This window comes from Umezawaea endophytica, assembly GCF_025061645.1.
Classification (GTDB): Bacteria; Actinomycetota; Actinomycetes; order Mycobacteriales; family Pseudonocardiaceae; genus Umezawaea; species Umezawaea endophytica.
On the sequence record NZ_JANYMP010000023.1, the window covers coordinates 1 to 21,214 of the forward strand.

Consider the following 21,214-nt stretch of genomic DNA (forward strand, 5'->3'; position numbering starts at 1 on the left):
CAGGAGGTCGGTGCGGACCGGTCGGGACGCGGCGCCCCTGCCGCCCGCGTGGACGGTCACCTCGCGTTCCGCGAGAACGCCGTGGCCGGTGCCGAGGCCGGTCCAGCGGCCTTCGCCGACGCGCAGTTCCACGTCCGCCCCCGGCCACGTGCCGAACGGGACGAGGACCGCTTTGCGCTGCCTGGCGCGGGCGGAGAGCCTGCGGGCGGTGTGCGGTGCGACGGGCACGGCCACCGAGACGAGGTCGATGCCGTCCAGCAGGGCGGCGACCGTGCGCTCGACCACCGCCGGATCGCTGCCCGGCTTGGGAACCAGTGCCAGGCGGCCCACGGCGACCCCCAGTTCCGCCGCCGCGAGCACGCCCAGGTTTGGCAAACCGACCACGGCCGCCCAGCAGCCCTCGGCCGTCGCCGTCGAGAGCAGCGCGAGCAGCAACGATGTCGATCCGCGCACCGACACCGTGCTGCCGCGCCTCAAGCCGCCCCACGGGAGCAGGTCCGCGAGTTCCCCGCGAACCGGCAGGACCCGCCCCGTGATCTCGGTGGCTGGAATGGTCAGCCCGCCGGTCGCGTCTACCCCGAGCGCGACCGACATCGCCGTTGCCGACCTGGACACCCAGCCTCCTCCCACCGTCCGTGAGCACCCCTGAACACGGACCGCCGTGGGAAGTCGGCGGCTTGCCTGTCTATCGAACAGGTGTTCGAACGACGTGGTCGATCCTATCGGGTTCGGCCTGCCCGGTGTCAATGCCGGGGGACCATTCGGGTGACGGGAACCCGTGCCCGTTCTTCGCGGTTGTTTGAAAACCCACCCGGCCCCGACCGTGAACATCCGGATCCCGGTAGGTCTTCGACCTCGAAGGATCGAACCCGAGGGGGGACCATGGGGAACAGGTGGATACCGGCGGTGCTGTTGGCGCCGCTGCTGCTGTCGTCAGGTGTCGCGGTGGCGCGAGCGGAGGTGTTGAGCGGCTACACCGTGCTCGTCGAGACCGGCGCGAGCCGCGACGCGGCCATCGCCGCGATCCGCTCGGCGGGCGGCACCGTGATCAAGGAGAACACCGCGGTCGGGACCATGAGCGCGATGGCCCCGAAGGCGGGGTTCATCCAGCAGGTCTCGGCGTCGGACGCGGTGTTCGGCGCGGCCCGCGACTTCACGGTCGCGGAGACCACCGCGGCACCGACCGCCGCGCAGGGCCCGGCCGCCGACCCGCCCGCCGACCCGCCCGCCCAGGCGGCCGACCCGTTGGAGGAGGAGCAGTGGGGGCTGCGGATGGTGCGCGCGGACCTGGCCAGGGACAAGCAGCTCGGTGACCCGCGGGTGCGCGTCGGCGTGCTGGACAGCGGGATCGACGGCAGCCACCCGGACCTGGCGGCGCGCCTCGACCGCGGGCTGTCCCGCAACTTCACCCGCGACGTCCCGGCCGTGGACGGGCCGTGCGAGGTCGCGAGCTGCGTCGACCCGGTCGACGCCGACGACGACGGGCACGGCACGCACGTCGCGGGGATCATCGCGGCCGCCGCCAACGGGTTCGGCACGGCGGGCGTCGCGCCGAACGTCACGCTCGTCAACCTCCGCGCGACCCAGGACAGCGGGTCGGCGTTCCTCCAGCCCGTCGTGGACGGGTTGACCTACGGCGCCGACATCGGCCTCGACGTGATCAACATGTCGTTCTTCGTCGACCCGTGGCGGTACAACTGCGCGGCGAACCCCAACGACAGCCCGGAGTTCCGGACGGAGCAGCGCACGATCGTCGCCGCCTTCCAGCGCGCGCTGGACTACGCGCACGGCAAGGGCGTGACGCTGGTCAGCTCGATGGGCAACAACCACGAGGACCTCGGCAGGCCCCGGCCCGACACCACCAGCCCGAACTTCCCGGAGAGCGGGGAGTACTCGCGGCCGGTGGACAACGCGACCTGCTCCAAGATGCCCGCGGAGGCCGGTCACGTGCTGGGCGTCACCGCGCTGGGCCCGTCGCAGGCGAAGTCCGACCGCTCCGACTACGGGGTCGAGCGGGTCGACCTGTCCGCGCCGGGCGGGTACCTCAAGGACTACTTCGGCACGCCCTGGTACGAGACCAGGGAGAACCGGGTCCTCTCCGCGTACCCGCGCGGCGCCTCGCTGGCCAAGGGCTTCATCGACGCGGCGGGCGACATCACGCCGGAGGGCGAGCGGAACCACATGCTCAAGCACTGCGCGGGCACCAGGTGCGCGTACTACATCTTCCTGGACGGCACCTCGATGGCGGCGCCCCACGTCTCCGGCACCGCCGCGCTCGTGGTGAGCCAGTACGGCAAGGCGGACCCGGCGCACCCCGGCACGCTCACGCTGGCGCCGGACGTGGTGGAGCGGGTGTTGAAGGGCACGGCCGACAAGATCCCGTGCCCCACACCGAGAACGGTGTCCTACGAGCACACCGGTCGCACGCCCGAGTGGAACGCGACGTGCGAAGGGGACCTGGCCTTCAACGGGTTCTACGGCCACGGCGTCGTCAACGCCTTCGCCGCCGTCACCCGCGGCGACGAGTTCCTCGGCGGCTGACCGGTTCCGGGGGCCGGTGGACGTCCACCGGCCCCCGGTCGCCGCTAGTGCGCGAAGTGGCGCGTCCCCGTCAGGTACATCGTGACGCCCGCCGCCTCGGCGGCGGCGATGACCTCGGGGTCGCGGACGGAGCCGCCGGGCTGCACGACGGCGCGCACGCCCGCGTCGAGCAGGACCTGGAGGCCGTCCGGGAACGGGAAGAACGCGTCGGAGGCGGCCATCGCGCCCTCGACCCGCTCGCCCGCGCGGGTCACCGCGAGCTTCGCGGAGTCGACCCGGTTGACCTGGCCCATGCCGACGCCGACCGTGGCGCCGTCCTTGGCCAGCAGGATCGCGTTCGACTTGACCGCGCGGCAGGAGCGCCACGCGAACGCCAGGTCCGACAGCTCCTGCTCGGAGAGCGGGGTGCCGCAGGCGAGGGTCCACTTGGCGGGGTCGTCGCCCTCGGCGTCGATGACGTCCTTGCCCTGCAACAGCAGGCCGCCGGACACCGGGCGCAGCTCGACGCCCTGCCGCACGGGCGGCTCGGCGACCAGGATGCGGACGTTCTTCTTGCGGGACAGCACGTCCACCGCGCCGTCGGCGTACGACGGGGCGATCACGACCTCGGTGAAGATCTCCGCGACCTGCTCGGCCATGTCCACGGTGACCTCGCGGTTCGCCGCGATGATGCCGCCGAACGCGCTGGTCGGGTCGCACGCGTGCGCCTTGCGGTGCGCTTCGGCGATGGCGGCCGGACCCTCCACTGTGGACACCGCGATGCCACACGGGTTGGCGTGCTTGATGATCGCGACGCACGGCAGCTCGTGGTCCCACGCGGCCCGCCAGGCGGCGTCACCGTCGAGGTAGTTGTTGTACGACATCTCCTTGCCGTGCAACTGCTGCGCGGTCGCGAGCCCGGTGCGGCCGTCGCCCTGCGTGTACAGCGCGGCCTTCTGGTGCGGGTTCTCGCCGTAGCGCAGGACGTTCGAGCGGTTCCAGGTCGCGCCGACCCAGCCGGGGAAGCCGGTGCCCTCGTCGTCCGAGGTGAGCGCGGAGCCCAGCCAGGACGCGACGGCGACGTCGTAGGAAGCGGTGTGGCGGAACGCGCCGAGCGCCAGCGACTGCCGGTCCGCGAGCGTGAAACCACCCGCGGCGACCTGCTCCAGCACCCACCCGTAGCGGCTCGGGTCGACCACGACGGCGACGCTGGCGTGGTTCTTCGCCGACGCGCGGACCATCGCGGGGCCGCCGATGTCGATCTGCTCGACGCACTCGTCGACCGACGCGCCGGACGCGACGGTCTGCGCGAACGGGTACAGGTTCACCACGAGCAGGTCGAACGCCTTGATGCCCAGTTCGTCGAGCTGCGCCAGGTGCTCGGGCCGCCGCGTGTCCGCGAGCAGGCCCGCGTGCACGCCGGGGTGCAGCGTCTTGACGCGGCCGTCCAGGCTCTCCGGGAACCCGGTCACCTGCTCGACCGGGACGACGGGGATGCCCGCGTCCGCCAGTGCCTTCGCGGTGCCGCCGGTCGAAACGATCTCGACTCCGGCCGCGTGCAGGCCGGTGGCCAGTTCCAGCAGCCCCGACTTGTCGGACACCCCGATCAGGGCCCGGCGAACCGGTCGCCTCTCGGCAGGAGTGGTCACGGAATGCTCACCTTTCGTCCGGTCACGGTGCAGCCCTCGCGGGCCAGGCTGGCGACCACGTCGACGAGCAGTCGCCGCTCCACCACCTTGATGCGCTCGTGCAAGCTGTCGGCGTCGTCGCCGGGTTCGACCGCCACCGCCTCCTGGGCCAGGATCGGCCCGGTGTCCACGCCCGCGTCGACCAGGTGCACGGTCGCGCCGGTGACGTGGACGCCGTAGTCCACCGCGTCGCGCACGGGGTGCGCGCCGGGGAAGGCGGGGAGCAGTGCGGGGTGCGTGTTCAGCATCCGGCCGCCGAAGCGGGCCAGGAAGCCGTCACCGATGATCTTCATGAACCCGGCGGAGACCACCAGGTCCGGTTCGTGCTCGGCGACCGCCTTGGTCAGCGCCACGTCCCACGCGGCGCGGTCGGCGTGGTCGCGCAGCTTCACCGAGAACGCGGGCACGCCCGCGCGTTCGGCACGGGCCAAGCCCTCGATGCCGTCGCGGGCGGCGCCCGCGACCACCTCGACGGGGTAGCCGGGTTCCTCCGCGGCGTCCAGCAGTGCCTGGAGGAGGGTGCCGGAGCCCGAGACGAGCACGACCACCCTCGCGGGCACGGGCAGCCTGAGGGTGCTGGGTTCAACGGCGTTCAGCGTGGTCTCCTGGCGGGCCGGTGCGGGAACGTCAGCCGGGCGAGGACTCAGACCATCGCCGCAGCTCAGCACCTAGCGTAGGCGTTGCCTAACGGGCCTTGCCGGTCAGGTCCGGTTCCGGGGACCCGTCGTCCGGGTCGTCGTCGGGCTCGACGTCCGGTTCGCCGGTCTCCTCGACGTCGGCGGGGGTCTCGTCGACGGCGTCCTCCGGGTCGTCGTCGAAGTCCTCGTCCAGCTCGTCCTCGGCCGCCTCGTCGGTCTCGTCGAGGAGTTCGTCGTAGTCGTCCTCGGACTCCTCGAACTCCTCCGCCAGTTCGTCCTCGAGGGCGAGTTCCTCGTCGGCGTCCTCGTAGTCCTCGTACTCGTCGTAGTCCTCGCCCTCTTCGGCGTCCTCCGCGACGGCCTCGTCCTCGTCCGGGATCTGCTCGACCGCCGGGGCCTCCGCGGCGGGCGCGCGCTTCGGCCGCGGGCCGGCGAACCAGGCGACGAACGACCCCGGCACCACGATCCAGCCCAGCACGAGCACCGAGAGCAGGCCCGCGGGCACCGTCACCGGGTTGAAGGGGCCGTCACCGAGGTTGCCGCCCGCGGTCGCGGCGAGCACGAGCGAGACCACCGCGACCGTCACGCCCGCGACGAGGACCGCGCGCAGGCGGGTCGACGGCCGGTCGGAGATCTTGCGGCAGTACCAGCCCACCACGCCGCCGAGGACCAGCGGCAGCAGGAGCAGGCCGGACAGGAAGCCCAGTCGCGCCTCGGGCAGCGCGGCCAGCAGCGGCACCGCGGGCACGTCGCCGCCGACGAAGCGCGTCGGCGTCATCGAGACCGGGCCGATCGAGAAGCCCGCGCCGACCACGTACGACAGCGCGGCGACCACCGCGTTCGGCAGGTAGCCGAGGCACAGCAGGAACAGCCCGAGTCCGACGCCGAACGTGGAGTCCGCGCCCGCGAACAGGCCGCTCGTGGTGGTCCAGGAGAACGCCAGACCGAGCGCCACCAGCAGCGACCCCAGTCCGCCGAGCACGAACAGCGCCAGCAGCCCCGCCCGCATCCCGCGGCGCGCGACCGGGTCGATGCGGTCGATCAGCACCTCGACCAGCCCGCAGCGCTGGGCGACGCCGATCGTCGCGGCGACACCGGACACCGCGGCGCAGCCGAAGAACGCCACCGCGGGCGTCGCCCGCACCGGCCCGTCCCCCATCAGCAGCGCGATCGTGCCGCCGGTGATGGCGTGCGCCCCGGCGATGCAGAACACCACACCGCGGGCCTGGAGCGGTTCGTACAGCCCGAGCCGGTCGGCGGCCCCCGCGGCGGCCCGGCCCGCCAGCAGCATCAGCAGGGCGGTCGGCAGCAGCGGCAGCACACCCAGTTGGGCGGAGCCCTCGAAGCGCAGCGGCACGTGGTGCGCGACCAGCCAGCCGGGAGCGGCGGCCGTGAGCACACCGGTCGTGGAGAACGCGGCGTTCGTGGCCGTCGCGGCGATCAGGGCGAGCAGGGCGGCGACGGCGGCGTAGCCGATCACGACGGACCCCGCCGCGGTCATCACCAGGACCCGGACGCGTTCCGGACGGGAGAACTCGGGTGGGCGCACGTCGGTTCCGCCGTGCGTGGAGGGTTGCAGCACCGGCACCGCTCCACTCTGTCAGTCGCGCTCGGCCAACCGGGTGAGGCACGCCGGACGTGCCGGAGGGGTGGCCCCGGATGATCCCGGCACCACCCCTCCGTTCTGAGCTGTCGGCTCAGCCCTGCTGCTGCGGCGGACCGCCGAAGCCGCCGGGCGGCGTGCCGGGGTTCTGCTGCTGGCCGAACTGGCCGGGCTGCGAGAGGTACGACGTCGGGCCGGGGGCCTGCGCACCGGGCTGCTGCGGCTGGACCGGCGCGCCGAAACCGCCGGTCGGGGGCTGCTGCTGCTGGGGCTGCTGGCCGTACTGCTGCTGGGCCTGCGGCTGCTGCTGGGGCGGGAAGCCGCCGGTCTGCGGGTTCCAGGTACCGGGCTGCGGCTGCTGGGCGAACGGGTTCGCGGGCTTGGGCTCGAACTTGAGGATGCCCGCCTCCACCAGGATGCCGCCCACGACCGCGGCGGTCTGGAGCAGCGACACGATGAACAGCACGATCTGCATGCCCTGGATGTCCGCGCTGCTCTTGATCATCCCCTGGAGGATGGCCAGCGTGGACACGATCGAGAGCGGCGCGGCCGCGTACAGCAGCCGAGGGGCCTTCGGCAGCACCGACAGGCCCGCGAGCACGCCGACCGCGTACATGTACTCGACCGCGCTCAACAGCGGGACGTCGTCGGCGAAGGCGAGCAGGAACGCGATCAACCCGAGACCGGCCGCGGCCAGCGGGAGGACGAAGCCCAGGTTCAGGCCCATCGCCGGCTGCGCCGGGCCGGGTGCCCCCGGCTGTTGCTGAGGGGCGCCGTACGGGACGGACATGGTGAGGTTCCTCCTCCAGCGAGGGACGACGAGCGGCAGCAAAACGCTAGCCGATCCGAGTAGTCAGACGATGACCGGATCGGATTGGTTCCGCCACTTGAGGGTGCCAGTAGATCACGGACCGTGGCGGACCAGGGGTCTGTACGCCCGATTGAGGCAAGGCTCGGGGAAGTTGTCCACAGGCCGTCACCCCGTCCACAGGCGAGGTGGGGATTCGTGGACGCGGAAGGGCCGGACCCCCGTACCGGGGCCCGGCCCTCGCGTCAGCGCAGCGGCTCTATCAGCCGATGGACTGCATGATCTCCCGCATCAGGGCGGCGGTCTCGGACGGCGTCTTGCCGACCTTGACGCCCGCGGCCTCGAGGGCCTCCTTCTTCGCCTGCGCGGTGCCCGCCGAGCCCGAGACGATGGCGCCCGCGTGGCCCATCGTCTTGCCCTCGGGGGCGGTGAAGCCCGCCACGTAGCCGACGACCGGCTTGGTGACGTTGTCCTTGATGAAGGCCGCCGCGCGCTCCTCGGCGTCGCCGCCGATCTCGCCGATCATGACGATGGCGACGGTCTCCGGGTCGGCCTCGAAGGCCTCCAGCGCGTCGATGTGCGTGGTGCCGATGATCGGGTCGCCGCCGATGCCGATGGCGGTGGAGAAGCCGAAGTCGCGCAGCTCGTACATCATCTGGTAGGTCAGGGTGCCGGACTTCGACACCAGGCCGACCTTGCCCGCGCCGCTGATGTTCGCGGGGATGATGCCCGCGTTCGACAGGCCGGGGCTGATGAGGCCGGGGCAGTTCGGGCCGATGATGCGGGTCTTGTTGCCGGTCGCGACGGCGTGCGCCCAGAACTTCGCGGTGTCGTGCACCGGGATGCCCTCGGTGATCACGACGGCGAGGCCGATGCCCGAGTCGATCGCCTCGATGACGGCGTCCTTGGCGAACTTCGGCGGGACGAAGATCACCGTGACGTTCGCGCCGGTCGCCTCGATGGCCTCGGCCACGGTCGCGAAGACCGGGAGCACGTTGCCGTCGAAGTCGACCTTCTCGCCCGCCTTGCGGGGGTTCACGCCGCCGACGATGTTCGTGCCGGACGCGAGCATCCGCTTGGTGTGCTTCGTGCCCTCGGCACCGGTCATGCCCTGGACGATGACCTTGCTGTCCTGGTTGATGAAGATGGCCATCGGTCAGACCCCCGCTGCTGCGAGCTCGGCGGCCTTGTCGGCCGCGTTGTCCATGGTGTCGACGACGGTGACCAACGGGTGGTTGGCGTCGGCGAGGATCCGACGGCCTTCCTCCACGTTGTTGCCGTCGAGGCGGACGACGAGCGGCTTGGTCGCCGCGTCGCCGATGATCTCCAGCGCCTGCACGATGCCGTTCGCGACCGCGTCGCAGGCGGTGATGCCGCCGAACACGTTCACGAAGACGCTGCGCACGTCCGGGTCGTTCAGGATGATGTCCAGGCCGTTCGACATCACCTCGGCGGACGCGCCGCCGCCGATGTCGAGGAAGTTCGCGGGCTTGACGCCCTTGTGCTTCTCACCGGCGTACGCGACGACGTCGAGCGTGGACATCACGAGACCGGCGCCGTTGCCGATGATGCCGACCTGGCCGTCGAGCTTCACGTAGTTGAGGCCCTTGGCCTTGGCCTTCGCCTCGAGCGGGTCCTCGGTCTTCTCGTCGACCAGCGCGGCGTGCTCCGGGTGCCGGAACGCGGCGTTCTCGTCGATCGTGACCTTGCCGTCGAGGGCGACGATCTTGCCCTCGGGGTCGCGCACGAGCGGGTTGACCTCGACCAGCGTGGCGTCCTCGGAGACGAACGTCTCCCAGAGCTTCACGATGACGTCGGCGACCTGGTCGGCGACCTCGGCCGGGAACTTCGCGGCCGCGACGATCTCCTGGGCCTTCGCCAGGTCGACGCCCTTGATGGCGTCGATGGCGATCTTGGCCAGCGCGTCGGGGTTGGTGGCCGCGACCTCTTCGATCTCCATGCCGCCCTCGACCGACGCCATGGCCAGGAAGGTGCGGTTGGAGCGGTCGAGCAGGAAGGAGAAGTAGTACTCCTCCGCGATGTCGGACGCGGTCGTCACCAGCACGCGGTGGACGATGTGCCCCTTGATGTCCAGACCGAGGATGGCCTCGGCCTTCGCCTCCGCCTCGTCCGGGGTCTCGGCGAGCTTGACGCCACCGGCCTTGCCGCGGCCGCCCGTCTTGACCTGGGCCTTCACGACCACGGTGGTGCCGTACTGCTCGGCGAGCGCCTTGGCCTCGGCCGGGGTGCTGGCCACATCGCCCGGAAGTACCGGAACGTTGTGGGCGGCGAAGAGATCCTTCGCCTGGTACTCGTACAGGTCCACTCGGGTCTCCTGCGACGTCGGTGTCGGACACCGCGTCCTGGGGGGTGGTCCTCAAAGGTCCGGCGCTCCAGGTGGAACCCAGGGCACGGTCTTCAGGCGCTCACACGCACCAGGTACCACCTGGAACGCCGGCTGAGCAGTGATGAGGACCGGCTGGACGCGGCTGCGCAAGAGATTATCGACCTGCGTGGACCGTCCGCACGCCGTACCCGGTGAGGTCCGTCATAACGGCGGTGAGGTCGATCACGACAACGTCGTCACCACGCCTGCGCGGCCACGTCCGGCAGGACCGCCGGGCCCGCTCAGACGGGCTGCGAGACGTGCTCGCGGACCCAGTCGACGATCTCCGTCGTCGTCGCGCCGGGGGTGAAGATCTTGGCGACACCCATCTCGGTGAGCACCGGCAGGTCCTCCTCCGGGACGATCCCGCCGCCGAAGACGACCACGTCCTCGGCGCCCTTCTCCTTGAGCAGCTCGATGACCCGCGCGAACAGGGTCATGTGCGCCCCGGAGAGCACGGACAGGCCGACGGCGTCGGCGTCCTCCTGGAGAGCGGTCTCCACCACCTGTTCGGGTGTTTGGTGGAGTCCGGTGTAGACGACCTCCATGCCCGCGTCGCGCAGCGCGCGCGCCACGACCTTGGCACCGCGGTCGTGGCCGTCCAGTCCTGGTTTGGCCACCACCACGCGGATCCGACCACTCATGGCTGTCTCCCGTTCGTCGTCGCGGGGATCGCCCGCGTCCGCAGAGTAGGCCGGCGGTTCAGCGGCGGGAAGCCGACAGGGCCGCGCCCGCGAGCAGCGCCACCACGGAGGCGACCGCGAGCCACAGTCCGGGGCCCGGTGCCGCGTCCTCGACGCGCGCCGACGTGAGCGGGTACTCCAGCGCCCGCACGGCCGTCACCAGCGCGGCGCCGAGCAGCAGCGCCGCCGCGTGGGACGAGCGTGACACCAGCGCGAGCCCGGCGGCGGCCACGACGGCCAGCAGCCCGGCCAGCAGGCCCCACGAGCCGACGCGGAAGTCCAGCAGGCCGACCGGGTGGAAGTCCGGGCCGGTCAGGACCGGGAGGGCGAACGCGCCGAGCGCCAGCAGGCCGCCGATCAGGGTGACCGCGACCGTGGGCAGCGGCGTCTGCGCCTTGTGCGGCTCCGCCTCCTCCCGTTCGAGTGCGCCCGCCAGCGCCGCGGTGATCGCGGCGGCGACGGCCAGGACGACGGCCAGGACGGTGAACCAGATGCCGTTGCCGGGTTTGACCGACCCGATCTGGGTGGCGGCGAAGACGGAGTCCAGCGCGCTGCCCGCGGCCAGCGGGAGCGCGGCCAGCGCGACGGTGAACGCGGGACGGGCCCGGCCCGCGACCACGGCGGCGGAGAGGACCGCCACGGCGACCAGCGCGGGCCAGAGGAGGCGTTCGGCGTAGCCGACCGGGAGCGGCAGGCCGTCCGGGACTTCGAGCTGGGGGCTGAGCGCGCCGCCCAGCGCCGCCGCGGCGGCCAGGAGGCCCAGGACGCCCGCGATGAGGTGCAGGCGGCGCAGGCCGGGGAGTTCCACGGCCTTCTGCTCGGTGGGGGCCTGGCTCCGGCCGAGAACGCCTGCCAGGACGGCGTGGGCCACCGCGGCCAGCAGCACGAGCACCGAGCCGACGGAAACGCCCAGGTCCTCCGCCACCAGACCCGCGACCAGCGGGGGCAGGGCCAGAGCCGCGAGAGCCGCCGCGACCGCCAGTAGCCCGCCGCGGCGGTTCTCCGGGTCGGGGTTGCTGGCGGCGAGCACGCCCGCCGCGGGCGCCGCGGCGGCCAGGAGGAGACCGCCGACCATGGCCAGCGCGGGCGCGTCGAACGGCCCGCCGGTGGGGACCAGCGGGTCCGTGGAGGTGATCGGGGCCATGAACAGGCCGACCGCGGCCAGCGCTCCCGCCGTGACCACCAGGCCGAGGAACCTGCGGGTGCTCGCCTGGTCGGCCTCGCCGTCGTCCGACGGGGTGGTCGCCGCCGCGATGCCCGCCGCCAGGACCAGCAGGTGGCCCGCCACCAGCAGCCAGAGGCCGGTGCCGGGGGTCAGCGGCGTGAGGCTCGTGGGGCGGAACAGCTCCGGGCGGGTGGTGTACGTGGTGTCGACGGTGATCTGGAGGTCGACGAGCAGGCGGCCGGGGGCGAAGAACGCCGTGACGGCCAGTACCCCCGCCGCCACGGTCGGGTGAGCGCGCAGGAACGTCGCCGCCAGTGCCACCGGGAGGAGCGCCAGGAGAAGGAGGAGCGGCCACGCGGTGTACGCGGGCGCGATGTCCTCGCCAACCACGCCCGCGAGGGGGGCGGCGGCCGAGAGGAGCGCCCCCGCGACGGCCAGCCCGAAGGCCACTCGGAGCCGGACGGAGGCCGGGAACGCCGGATCAGCGCCGGCCACGACGGTGTCACGGGTGGTTCGGGTCATCGGCTCGACGCTAGCAAGTCCGGGGAACGGGCGTGCGGGCACGTGCGGTGCGCGGAGGGCGGCTGGGCTGAATGGAGGAAAGGCGGGAAGAACGGCCGAGGGGAATGTCGCGGGTCAGGCGCGGGCTGGTTGGGACGGCGTGCCGTAGTCGTCCCGGAGATACGGCGGGTCGGCTTTCGGAATGGATTTGGTGGGCGAGCTGGACTCGTTCGTGATTCTCGTTCCGGTTGTCGTGGCGAACCGGGCGGCGCGGTGGGCCGTTCGGACGAGTACGCGCATTCGTGACGGTGCTGATCGCGTGACGGGGCTTCTTCGTGGACGTCCCGGCTCCCGCGTTGCCGGTTTTCGTGTCCGCTCGACCTTGGAATGACCGAAGTGGGCGCTCGTTCTCCGTCAGGGGGATGACCTACCTTCACCCTTATGGGGAATCTCGGGCTGCGGCGGCTGACGGATGAGCTGTTGCGCCGCGCCGATTCCGGGGCGCACGCGGTTCGAGAGGTGTCCGAGCAGACCGTCAGCGCGCTGAAGGCCGTCGCCACCGTCGGCGGTCTGCGCGGTGTCGCGGTGGAAACCGCCTGGTTGGCGGCGCACGCGGTGCTCTACCCGTGGGGAGCCGTCGCGCAGCAGTTCCGGCCCGAGGGGCACCTGCGGCACTACCGGACCGATCTCCTGCCGCCCCGGCAGCGCGGCTTGGTGGTTTCGGCCATGGACGCGGCGGGCACCCCCATCGTGCTGGTCCACGGTATCGGGGACAACAGGTCCGCCTTCGCAGTGCTGTCGGGGGCTCTGCGGAGGCGCGGCTTCGGGGTCGTGCACGCGGTGAACTACAGCGTGCTGACGGCGTTGACCGGCGACGTCCGCCGGTCCGCCGCGCTGCTGGGCGCTCACATCGAGCGGATCTGCGAGCAGACCGGGTCCGACCAGGTGCACGTCGTCGGGCACTCGCTCGGCGGACTGATCGCGCGGTACTACGTGCAGCGGCTGCACGGGGACGCGCGGGTGCGCACGCTGGTCACGTTGGGCACGCCCCACGGCGGCACGCTGGCCGCCTACCTCCTGCCCACCCCTCTCACCCGGCAACTGCGGCCGGGGTCGGACCTGCTGACCGAGCTGGCCGAGCAGGGCAAGACCTGCCGCACCCGGTTCGTGGTCGTGTGGAGCGAGATGGACCAGGTGATCCTGCCCCAGCGAAATGCCCGGATCACCCACCCGGGGTTGCTCGTCGAGGAGCACCAGATACGTGATTCAGGTCACCTGTCACTCCCTGTTGACCCACGCACTCTGCACACGGTTGTCACGGCAATCACTCGATCGGATGACAGCCCTCCTCGACGCATCACGCCTGGACGCGCCGGGTTTGCCGACGCGGGCATGACGGAGCGTCACGACTCATGCTCCTAGCCTTCACGCGAACCGCTATTCGGTAGACATCGACAGCGGGGATTGCCGACGGGACGCCCGTCCCGTTATGTTCCCCCGGTCCGTTGTCACGGTCTGGTCACATGCAAGGACACAGAGTCGGAACCCCCGACCGGCTCTCCGGGATCCCCCGCCCGGGTCCGACTGGACTCCCCGGAACACGGAAGGCCCGGCTTTGTCTCAACACCGCTCCTCCGGCGGCCAAGCAGGTACCGATGTGCTCGACGAGGCTGTTTCCCGTGCCTCGACCCGAGTGGTGAGCACTCACCGCCTGCCGCCGCCACCCTCCGCCCTTCGCGGGCGGATCGTCGTCGCCGCTGTCGCCGTCGGTGCTTTCGCCGCGGCTGGCGCGGGTCAGACACTGCAAGCTGTGGGCGCGAGTTCCTCCGACGAGGTGACGCCGCTGGCCAGCGCCAGTGACGGCGCGGCCGCGTTCGGCGTCGGTGGCACAGCCCCCGCCGCCGCCCCGCAGGTGCTGCCCGTCGCGAAGCTCGTCGACCCATCCGCCGAGGCCAGCAAGCTCGCCAAGAGCCAGCGGATCACGGAGAAGCGCGAAGCCGACGAGATCGAGGCCAAGCGACCCAAGGTCGTCCGCCCCGCACCCGGCATCTTCACCTCCGGCTACGGCGGCCGGTGGGGCGAGATGCACTACGGCATCGACATCGCGGGCCCGATCGGCGACCCGATCTACTCCGTCGCCGATGGTGTCGTGATCGAGGCCGGTCCGGCAAGCGGATTTGGCCTCTGGGTCCGGATCGAGCACTCCGACGGCACCGTCACGGTGTACGGCCACATGAACAGCTTCTCGGTGCAGAAGGGCCAGAAGGTCCGCGCGGGCGAGCAGATCGCCGAGGTCGGCAACCGCGGCTTCTCCACCGGCCCCCACCTCCACTTCGAGGTGTGGAACGCGGGTGGCATGAAGATCAACCCGCTGCCCTGGCTGAACGAGCGCGGCGTCACCCTCTAGCGGGCCCGCTCCGCCGTGCGCCACGCGCGGCGGAGCTTGATCAGGCGCGGAACCGGCGGCGCTCCCACGGGAGCCGGTGCACGAAGTAGCCGCACGCCACCCGCCAGACCGAACACAGGCGACGGCCCCTGGCGCACGCCTTGCAGCCGTTGGTGAGGTCGTGCAGCGCGAGGAGGGCCCGCCAGGCGGCGGCCAGCCTGCGGGCCTCGAAGGCGGTAGTCCGCGACTCCTCCAGCGCCGCCAGGCGGTCAACGGCGTCGAGATAACCGACCACACGCTCGTGAAGCAACCGAGCCAAGACCTCGTCCACACCGAGCACCCCCACTTCCGAGCCCGTGCGGCTCGTGATCGCGTAGGGGCCAGGTAAGCAGGCAGCACCGACAATTTTTGGTCGGATGGGCTTCGACCTGCGGAAAAGGCCGGGTCGCTGACGCGACCCGGCCGGTCCCCCGGTTGTACCTCTCCCCCTTGCGACGAGCACGCCGCCCCCGAGCGGAGTGCTCTGATCCCCTCCGCCGGTCGCGGGTTCCCCCTGGTCCCCCACCCCGAAATGGGGGTCCAGACCGCTTCCGACAACCACTAAGACGCGTGGCGGTTGGGGAGGTTGCACACGGGTTGAGGAGTTTTTTCACGGCATTTGGAATGGGGGCGGGCGCGGAGGGCGGCGGGCAGATAAATGGAACTGGCGAGCGCCGGAAATAGAGGGCCCAATGGTCGTGAGGGCTTCCCGACGCACCGATGAATCGGGTCGAGCGGGCGCGTGCCACCGCACCGCCGCGTGGTGGCCTCAGGGCGCTGTGGAGCGGCTGGGGAGTCCTGGATGGACGGCGGGTGCCCCCGACGGCGTGGACGGCCTTCTCCTGCCTCGTGGCGGCTGGTCGTCGGTTCGTTGTGCCACAACGCCGAACGCCGCCTGCCCTGGTGGGCGGCGGCGTTCGGCGTGGGTGGTTCGTGCTGTCAGAGCTTGGTGATGGGGACTCCGCCGATGAGCATGAGGCGGACCGTGCCCGCGCCGCCGAAGTCGATGGTGGCCGTCGCGCGGGGGCCGGAGCCGTCCACGGCGATGACGCGGCCGAGGCCGTACTTGTCGTGGGTGACGCGGTCGCCGACGTCCAGGGTGATCGCGGGGGCCTCGTTCCAGCCCTTGAACTGCGAGGTGCGCATGCCCCTGGCCGCCAGGCCCGCCTGGGCGGAGTCGCCGCCACCCCTGCGCCAAGTGGTGGCCGCGGCCGGGCTGGAGCGCTCCGGTTCGACCCGGCGCCAGTCCATCAGGTCCGCGGGGATCTCGTCGAGGAAGCGGGACGCCGGGTTGGCGCTCGGCTGGCCCCACGCCGAGCGGACCAGTGCGCGGGAGAGGTAGAGGCGCTGCTGGGCGCGGGTGATGCCGACGTAGGCGAGGCGGCGTTCCTCCGCGAGTTCCTGCGGGTCACCCAGCGCCCGCATGTGCGGGAAGATGCCGTCCTCCCACCCGGTGCTGAAGACGACCGGGTACTCCAGGCCCTTCGCGGTGTGGAGGGTCATCAGGGTGACCATGCCGTCGGAGTCCGCGTCCGGGATGGAATCCGCGTCCGCCACCAGGGAAACGCGTTCCAGGAACGCGGCCAGCGAGCTCTCGGTCGGCAGGCCCTCGTCCTCCGCGGGGATGTCGACGACCTCGATGGCCTCGGCGTCCGAGGAGACCGGCGCCGACGCGGTCAGGTCGCCGAACTCGCGGGCGACGGTGACCAGCTCGTTGAGGTTCTCCACGCGGGTGTGGTCCTGCGGGTCCTCGCTCGCCTCGAGTTCCGCGCGGTAGGCCGTCTTCTCCAGCACCGCTTCGAGGATGTCCGCGACGTCGTCGCCGCGCTCCACCAGCTTGCCCAGCTCGTCCATCAGGTCGATGAACCCGCCGATGGACCGCTGCGACCGCGGGTTGAGGAACGCGACCTTGCCCGCCACGGCGTCGCGCAGCGCCGCGTGGAAGCTCATCCGGTACTTCTCGGCGTGGTTCGAGACGCACACCTCGGCGCGGTCGCCGATGCCGCGCTTGGGGACGTTCATGATGCGGCGCATGGAAACCGTGTCGTCCGGGTTCGCCAGCGCGCGCAGGTACGCGAGCGCGTCGCGGACCTCGCGGCGCTCGTAGAAGCGGACGCCGCCGACGACCCGGTACGGCAGGCCGAGGCGGATGAAGATCTCCTCGAACACGCGCGACTGGTTGTTGGTGCGGTAGAAGACGGCGATCTCGCCGTTCGTGGCGTCGCCGCCGTCGACCAGCTTGTCGATCTCGCCCGCGACGAACGCCGCTTCGTCGTGCTCGTTGTCGGCGACGTAGCCGACGATCTTCTCGCCCTCGCCGAGATCGCTCCACAGGCGCTTGTCGCGGCGGTCCGGGTTGCGGGAGATGACGGCGTTCGCGGCCGTCAGGATGTTCTGCGTGGACCGGTAGTTCTGCTCCAGCAGGATGGTCGTCGCCTGCGGGTAGTCGCGCTCGAACTCCACGATGTTGCGGATCGTCGCGCCGCGGAAGGCGTAGATCGACTGGTCCGCGTCGCCCACGACGCACAGCTCGCCGGGCGGGACGTCGTCCGCGCCGGTGCCGACGAACTCGCGCACCAGCGTGTACTGCGCGTGGTTCGTGTCCTGGTACTCGTCGACGAGGACGTGCCGGAAGCGCCTGCGGTAGTGCTCCGCGACGGCCGGGAAGTTCTGCAGCAGCTCGACCGTGCGCATGATCAGGTCGTCGAAGTCCATCGAGTTCGACTCGCCGAGGCGCCGCTGGTACGACGTGTAGACCTCGGCGACCCGGCGCTCCAGGTCGTTCGCCGCCTGCGCGGCCGCGGTCTCCGCGTCGACCAGTTCGTTCTTCAGGTTGGAGATGTGGATCGCGAGCGTCCGCGCGGGGTAGCGCTTCGGGTCGAGGTCGAGATCCCTGGCCACCAACGTGATCAGCCTGCGCGAGTCGTCCGAGTCGTAGATCGAGAAGTTGGACGACATGCCGAGCGTCTTGGCTTCGCGGCGCAGCACCCGCACGCACATCGAGTGGAACGTCGACACCCACATCGACCGCGCGCGGGGACCGACGAGGTCGGCCACGCGCTCCTTCATCTCGGCCGCGGCCTTGTTGGTGAAGGTGATCGCCATGATCTCGCCGGGGTGCACCCGGCGTTCGGCGAGCAGGTAGGCGATGCGGCGGGCGAGGACCCGCGTTTTACCGGAGCCCGCTCCCGCCACGACCAACAAGGGCGAGCCGGTGTGCTCCACCGCCCGCCGCTGGGCGGGGTTCAGGTCGTCGAGCAACCTGGACGGCCGGGGGGACGGGGGACTCGCGGGCAAGTCGAACAAGGCGCTCATCGTGTGGCCACGTTACCCGCCCCGTGCGGCGGTCGGTTCCGCTCACCGGGCAACGCGGTGGGCGGAACCGGTTGCTCACAGCGGAAACGGTCCGGAAGACGATCACCGCGCGCTGGTGTGGCGGGACCGCCCACGCGTTGGGACGTGGTCGCACCGCGAGCGGGCGCTGTGGCACTATGTGGGTGTGCGTGCGACTCACTTCGAGTTTTTCTACGGGATCCGGACTCCGGCTCCCGTGGTCGCCTAGCGCGCGAACAACCACTGAAGCCCCGGAGTCCTCGGACATCCGGGGCTTTCGTCGCTTCGGGGGTCCGGGACTCAAGCAGAGTCGAGAGGTCACACCATGAGCACCACCGAAACCCCCGCGGCCGCCGCTCCCGAGGCGGCACCGGACATCGACGAGTTGCGCCAGGAGATCGACTTCCTGGACCAGGAGCTGCTGCGGCTGGTGAAGAGGCGCGCCGAGGTCTCCAGGACCATCGGCGCGGCGCGGATGGCGGCGGGCGGGACGCGCATCGTGCACAACCGCGAGATCGACGTGCTGAACCGCTACAGGGAACTGGGTCCGGACGGCAAGGACCTCGCGATGATCCTGCTCAGGCTGGGCCGCGGGGCGATGGGGCGCTGAGGACCGCGCCGGGGCGGGTCGGGCCTGCGGGGTCGTTCGAGCCCCGCACGGCCGCGGCCCCGCCGGGAGCACCGGTCAGGAGGGGTCCGCGAGACCTCCGCCGAACACCTTCCAGTACCGCGCGTGGGGAGCGCGGGCCTTGTCGAGGTCGGCGTCCGTGCACTGCGCGTCGTCCGGCACGTAGGCCAGCGGGTCGTCGAGCAGCGGTTCCGGGAGGCGGAGCAGGCCCTCCACGAGGGCGTGCAGGCAGAGGGCGCTGTACCCGCGCAGGTAGCCGCCCTCCTGGGTGAGCACCAGCGGGAGGCCGAGGTCGGCCACGCGCCCACCGATCCGCCGGTAGCCGTCGGCGGTGAGGTTGTGCCGCCCGTTGGGGTCGAAGGCGCTGCCGTCGAACCCCGAGGCACACACGACCAGGTCCGGGGCGAACTCCTGGAGCGCCGGGAGGGCGATCTCGTCCAGTGCGCGCAGGTAGGCCTGGTCGCCAGCCCCGAGGGACAGCTCGACGTTGATGTTGCGGCCGTCGACGCCGGTCTCGTCGGGGGCACCGGTCTGCGGGTGGTTGGTGCCCCACGCGCCGTGGCGCATGTGCAGGGACACCGCCAGGACGTCGGGCTCGGACAGGAAGACCTCCTGGGTGCCGTTGCCGTGGTGGACGTCCCAGTCGAGGACGGCGACCCTCAGGCCCGCGCGGCGGGCCGTCTCCGCCACCAGTGCGGCGTTGTTGACCAGGCAGTAACCGTCGGCCATGGTCGGCTGGGCGTGGTGACCGGGGGGCCTGACCAGCGCGTAGGCGATCGGGGTGCCCCCGCGGACGGACTCCAGCGCGGCCAGGGCGGTGCCCGCCGCGGCTCGGGCCGCGTCCCACGATCCGGGGCCGACCACGGTGTTGACCTCCAGGGCGACCCTGTCGGGGCCCGCGCAGGCCTCGCGGAGCGAAGCGAGGTACGCGGGGGTGTGGACGCGTTCGAGCTCCTCGTCGGTGGCGAACCGGCCGGTGCGCCACGTGAGGTGCTCAGCGACCGGGCCGTGGCGCAGCGCGTGGCGGAAGGTGCGCAGGCGGGCGGCGTTCTCGGGGTGCGGCTCGGCGACGTCGAGCCAGGCCCGGTCGCCCGGCAGCTCCCACAGGCCTTCGCCCGCGTCGTGCTCCAGGCAGGCGTCGTGCCAGAAGATCTCCACCCGCTGGGGATATCAGGGGGATCACCGATGGTCCAGCGGTTATGTCCAGGCACACTGGACGCATGGGAACAGTCATCGGCCTCATCGCAGGCATCATCGCCATCGTCGGGGTGCTGGCCGCCCTGGCCCACGACGGCTACCTCGCCATGCTCGGATCGGCGGCCAAGAACAAGGCGGCCTCGGGCGCCCCGATCGCGCAGTACGTCCGCAGCCGGTACACCATCGCGGGCGTCACGACCGTGGTCGCGCTGATCGGCCTGCTGATCACCACGGGCGACGGGACCGGCTCGGACATCATCGGCGCGCTGATCGCGGGCGGCGGCGGCCTGGCCGCGACGAGCGCGCTCCAGAGCAGCCGCAAGCGCCTGAACAGCGGCGGATGACCTAAACAGCCGCCAAGTCCAGCAAGTTCACACTTACGGGTGTCACCCCGCGTCACAAGGTGGACCCGGAGAGCTACGGCCCGGACCTGCACCTACCCTCAGGTAGGTGTGGGTGTTCACGGGCACCTCGTTCGCCCCCGTCCCCCCGCACAGCGCTAGGGCGGGAGGGGTCTGGACAGCATGGTCGACTGGGCGGGATCAGCGGACAGCGGCAAGCACCGGCTGCACGAGCGGGTGGCGGGGTGGCCGCACCCCGAGTGCGAGCCGCGGCCGACCGCGCACACCCGGCCGAGCGCCGGCCCCGGCCAGGTGCCCGCGCAGCGCGGCGGCAGGCCCGTCCCCGACCCGCTGGTCGACTCGGACGGCAGCGGGCTGCGGAAGTTCAACATCGGCCTCGTCCCGGCGTCCGTCACACCGCCCCGCACGTGGAAGCGCGCGGCCTGGTTCGCGGTCGCGTCGTCGGGGTGCGTCCTCGTCGGGCTGGCCATCGCCGCGGCGAAGCTGGTCGGCAGCAGCGGCCCGGTCGAGCGGATCGGGATGCCGGAGTACCCCGCCGCCGTGCCCATCGTGACCGACTTCGGCACCCGCACGTCCACGCCCTCCGCGGGCTCCCCGGCCCCGGACACGAGGCCCCAGGCCCCCGGAAGGGCGTCCACGACGGCGGCGGCGCCGTCGAGCGGTGCCGCGCCGAGCAGCAGCGCCAGCTCGTCGGGCAGCACGTCCGGCGGCGCGGGTCCGACGACCGCGACGTCCCCCGGCGCGCCGAGCACCACGTCGCCGACCGTGACGACGGTGCCGAGCCAGGAGCAGCCGCTGGTCGACTCGACGGCGATAGCCGGCCGGACGGAGAAGTTCTACGAGGAGCTGGCGGCCAACACCGAGACGGCCATGGCGCTGACGACCGAGGCGTTCCGGTCGGACACCGAGGCGCTGCTGGAGCAGCGGTTCGCCGACGTGTCGCTGATCGAGGTCAAGGAGATCAGCGTGGACCCGAGCAAGGGGATCACCATCAGCACGCTCCAGATCACCAGGAAGGACGGCACGGCCAGCACCGAGCAGCGCGAGTTGACCTTCACCTTGAGTGGCAACCCGTTGATCAACGCCGAACGGCTGGCAGCAATCGGCTAGCGGTCATTAGCGAACGCACAGCCCGACGCCAAGCGGTAACCACTACTCCATCCGAGTGACCCGGTTCGACCGCTGAACGCCACGAAAAGGTGAATGCGCGAGTCGAACTGGCTTTGAGCAGGTCAATCACGGTACGAGTTCTGGCGACCACGAAGGTACGGAGGAGC

The 21,214-nt window shown here is 71.6% G+C and carries 17 protein-coding genes and 1 pseudogene; 6 read left to right on the forward strand and 12 right to left on the reverse strand.

Annotated elements, in window-relative coordinates:
• Positions 1-615, reverse strand: a 615-nt coding sequence (gene imuA' / locus NZH93_RS35755) for a DnaE2-dependent mutagenesis accessory factor ImuA' (RefSeq protein WP_505011383.1), incomplete at its 3' end; no start/stop codon positions are given.
• Between the two features lie 267 nt (positions 616-882).
• On the opposite strand from imuA', the gene NZH93_RS35760 reads away from it, so the two are divergent.
• Entirely contained in the window at positions 883-2,541 is a 1,659-nt protein-coding gene (locus NZH93_RS35760) for a S8 family peptidase (protein ID WP_259627721.1), read from the forward strand.
• 44 nt (positions 2,542-2,585) lie between these two features.
• Here the strand turns inward: NZH93_RS35760 and purH are convergent, their stop codons facing one another.
• The 8 genes from purH to NZH93_RS35800 all read right to left on the reverse strand — a co-directional run bounded on the left by purH (position 2,586) and on the right by NZH93_RS35800 (position 12,013).
• The gene (gene purH / locus NZH93_RS35765) at positions 2,586-4,169 is read right to left on the reverse strand and encodes a bifunctional phosphoribosylaminoimidazolecarboxamide formyltransferase/IMP cyclohydrolase (RefSeq protein ID WP_259627722.1); all 1,584 of its coding nucleotides are present in this window, start codon (positions 4,167-4,169) and stop codon (positions 2,586-2,588) included.
• Entirely contained in the window at positions 4,166-4,768 is a 603-nt protein-coding gene (gene purN, locus NZH93_RS35770; protein WP_259627723.1) for a phosphoribosylglycinamide formyltransferase, read from the reverse strand. Before purN ends, purH begins: the two co-directional genes overlap by 4 nt.
• A 124-nt stretch (positions 4,769-4,892) precedes the next feature.
• Positions 4,893-6,428 carry a cell division protein PerM gene (locus tag NZH93_RS35775; protein ID WP_259627724.1) on the reverse strand — a complete coding sequence of 512 codons (1,536 nt, stop codon included), beginning with the start codon at positions 6,426-6,428 and terminating at the stop codon, positions 4,893-4,895.
• A gap of 115 nt (positions 6,429-6,543) precedes the next feature.
• Positions 6,544-7,239 (reverse strand): DUF5336 domain-containing protein, encoded by a 696-nt coding sequence (locus NZH93_RS35780; protein ID WP_259627725.1) that lies wholly within the window; start codon positions 7,237-7,239, stop codon positions 6,544-6,546.
• Between the two features lie 280 nt (positions 7,240-7,519).
• Positions 7,520-8,410 carry a succinate--CoA ligase subunit alpha gene (gene sucD / locus NZH93_RS35785; protein WP_259627726.1) on the reverse strand — a complete coding sequence of 297 codons (891 nt, stop codon included), beginning with the start codon at positions 8,408-8,410 and terminating at the stop codon, positions 7,520-7,522.
• Between the two features lie 3 nt (positions 8,411-8,413).
• Positions 8,414-9,583, reverse strand: a complete 1,170-nt coding sequence (gene sucC / locus NZH93_RS35790) for an ADP-forming succinate--CoA ligase subunit beta (protein WP_259627727.1) — start codon at positions 9,581-9,583, stop codon at positions 8,414-8,416.
• 302 nt (positions 9,584-9,885) lie between these two features.
• Positions 9,886-10,287, reverse strand: coding sequence for a coenzyme B12-dependent isobutyryl CoA mutase small subunit (gene icmB, locus NZH93_RS35795; protein WP_259627728.1), 402 nt, complete (start codon positions 10,285-10,287; stop codon positions 9,886-9,888).
• A 58-nt stretch (positions 10,288-10,345) separates the two neighbouring features.
• Positions 10,346-12,013: a hypothetical protein gene (locus NZH93_RS35800; RefSeq protein WP_259627729.1), complete on the reverse strand. Its 1,668-nt coding sequence runs from the start codon at positions 12,011-12,013 to the stop codon at positions 10,346-10,348.
• 420 nt (positions 12,014-12,433) lie between these two features.
• On the opposite strand from NZH93_RS35800, the gene NZH93_RS35805 reads away from it, so the two are divergent.
• On the forward strand, positions 12,434-13,414 hold the full coding sequence (locus NZH93_RS35805) for an esterase/lipase family protein (RefSeq protein WP_259627730.1): 981 nt from the start codon (positions 12,434-12,436) through the stop codon (positions 13,412-13,414).
• A 388-nt stretch (positions 13,415-13,802) separates the two neighbouring features.
• Positions 13,803-14,399, forward strand: coding sequence for a M23 family metallopeptidase (locus NZH93_RS35810; RefSeq protein ID WP_308214282.1), 597 nt, complete (start codon positions 13,803-13,805; stop codon positions 14,397-14,399).
• A gap of 40 nt (positions 14,400-14,439) precedes the next feature.
• On the opposite strand, the gene NZH93_RS35815 is transcribed toward NZH93_RS35810, so the two are convergent.
• Positions 14,440-14,697 carry a hypothetical protein gene (locus tag NZH93_RS35815; protein ID WP_259627731.1) on the reverse strand — a complete coding sequence of 86 codons (258 nt, stop codon included), beginning with the start codon at positions 14,695-14,697 and terminating at the stop codon, positions 14,440-14,442.
• Between the two features lie 659 nt (positions 14,698-15,356).
• Positions 15,357-17,732 (reverse strand): DNA helicase PcrA, encoded by a 2,376-nt coding sequence (gene pcrA / locus NZH93_RS35820; RefSeq protein WP_259627732.1) that lies wholly within the window; start codon positions 17,730-17,732, stop codon positions 15,357-15,359.
• Between the two features lie 340 nt (positions 17,733-18,072).
• On the opposite strand from pcrA, the pseudogene NZH93_RS35825 reads away from it, so the two are divergent.
• Positions 18,073-18,360, forward strand: a pseudogene (locus NZH93_RS35825) (chorismate mutase); the annotation flags it as partial.
• A 75-nt stretch (positions 18,361-18,435) separates the two neighbouring features.
• Here the strand turns inward: NZH93_RS35825 and NZH93_RS35830 are convergent.
• Positions 18,436-19,536 (reverse strand): arginase family protein, encoded by a 1,101-nt coding sequence (locus NZH93_RS35830; protein WP_259627733.1) that lies wholly within the window; start codon positions 19,534-19,536, stop codon positions 18,436-18,438.
• A 62-nt stretch (positions 19,537-19,598) separates the two neighbouring features.
• On the opposite strand from NZH93_RS35830, the gene NZH93_RS35835 reads away from it, so the two are divergent.
• On the forward strand, positions 19,599-19,919 hold the full coding sequence (locus NZH93_RS35835) for a hypothetical protein (RefSeq protein ID WP_259627734.1): 321 nt from the start codon (positions 19,599-19,601) through the stop codon (positions 19,917-19,919).
• 180 nt (positions 19,920-20,099) lie between these two features.
• Positions 20,100-21,047 (forward strand): hypothetical protein, encoded by a 948-nt coding sequence (locus NZH93_RS35840; RefSeq protein ID WP_259627735.1) that lies wholly within the window; start codon positions 20,100-20,102, stop codon positions 21,045-21,047.
• Positions 21,048-21,214 lie beyond the last annotated feature (167 nt).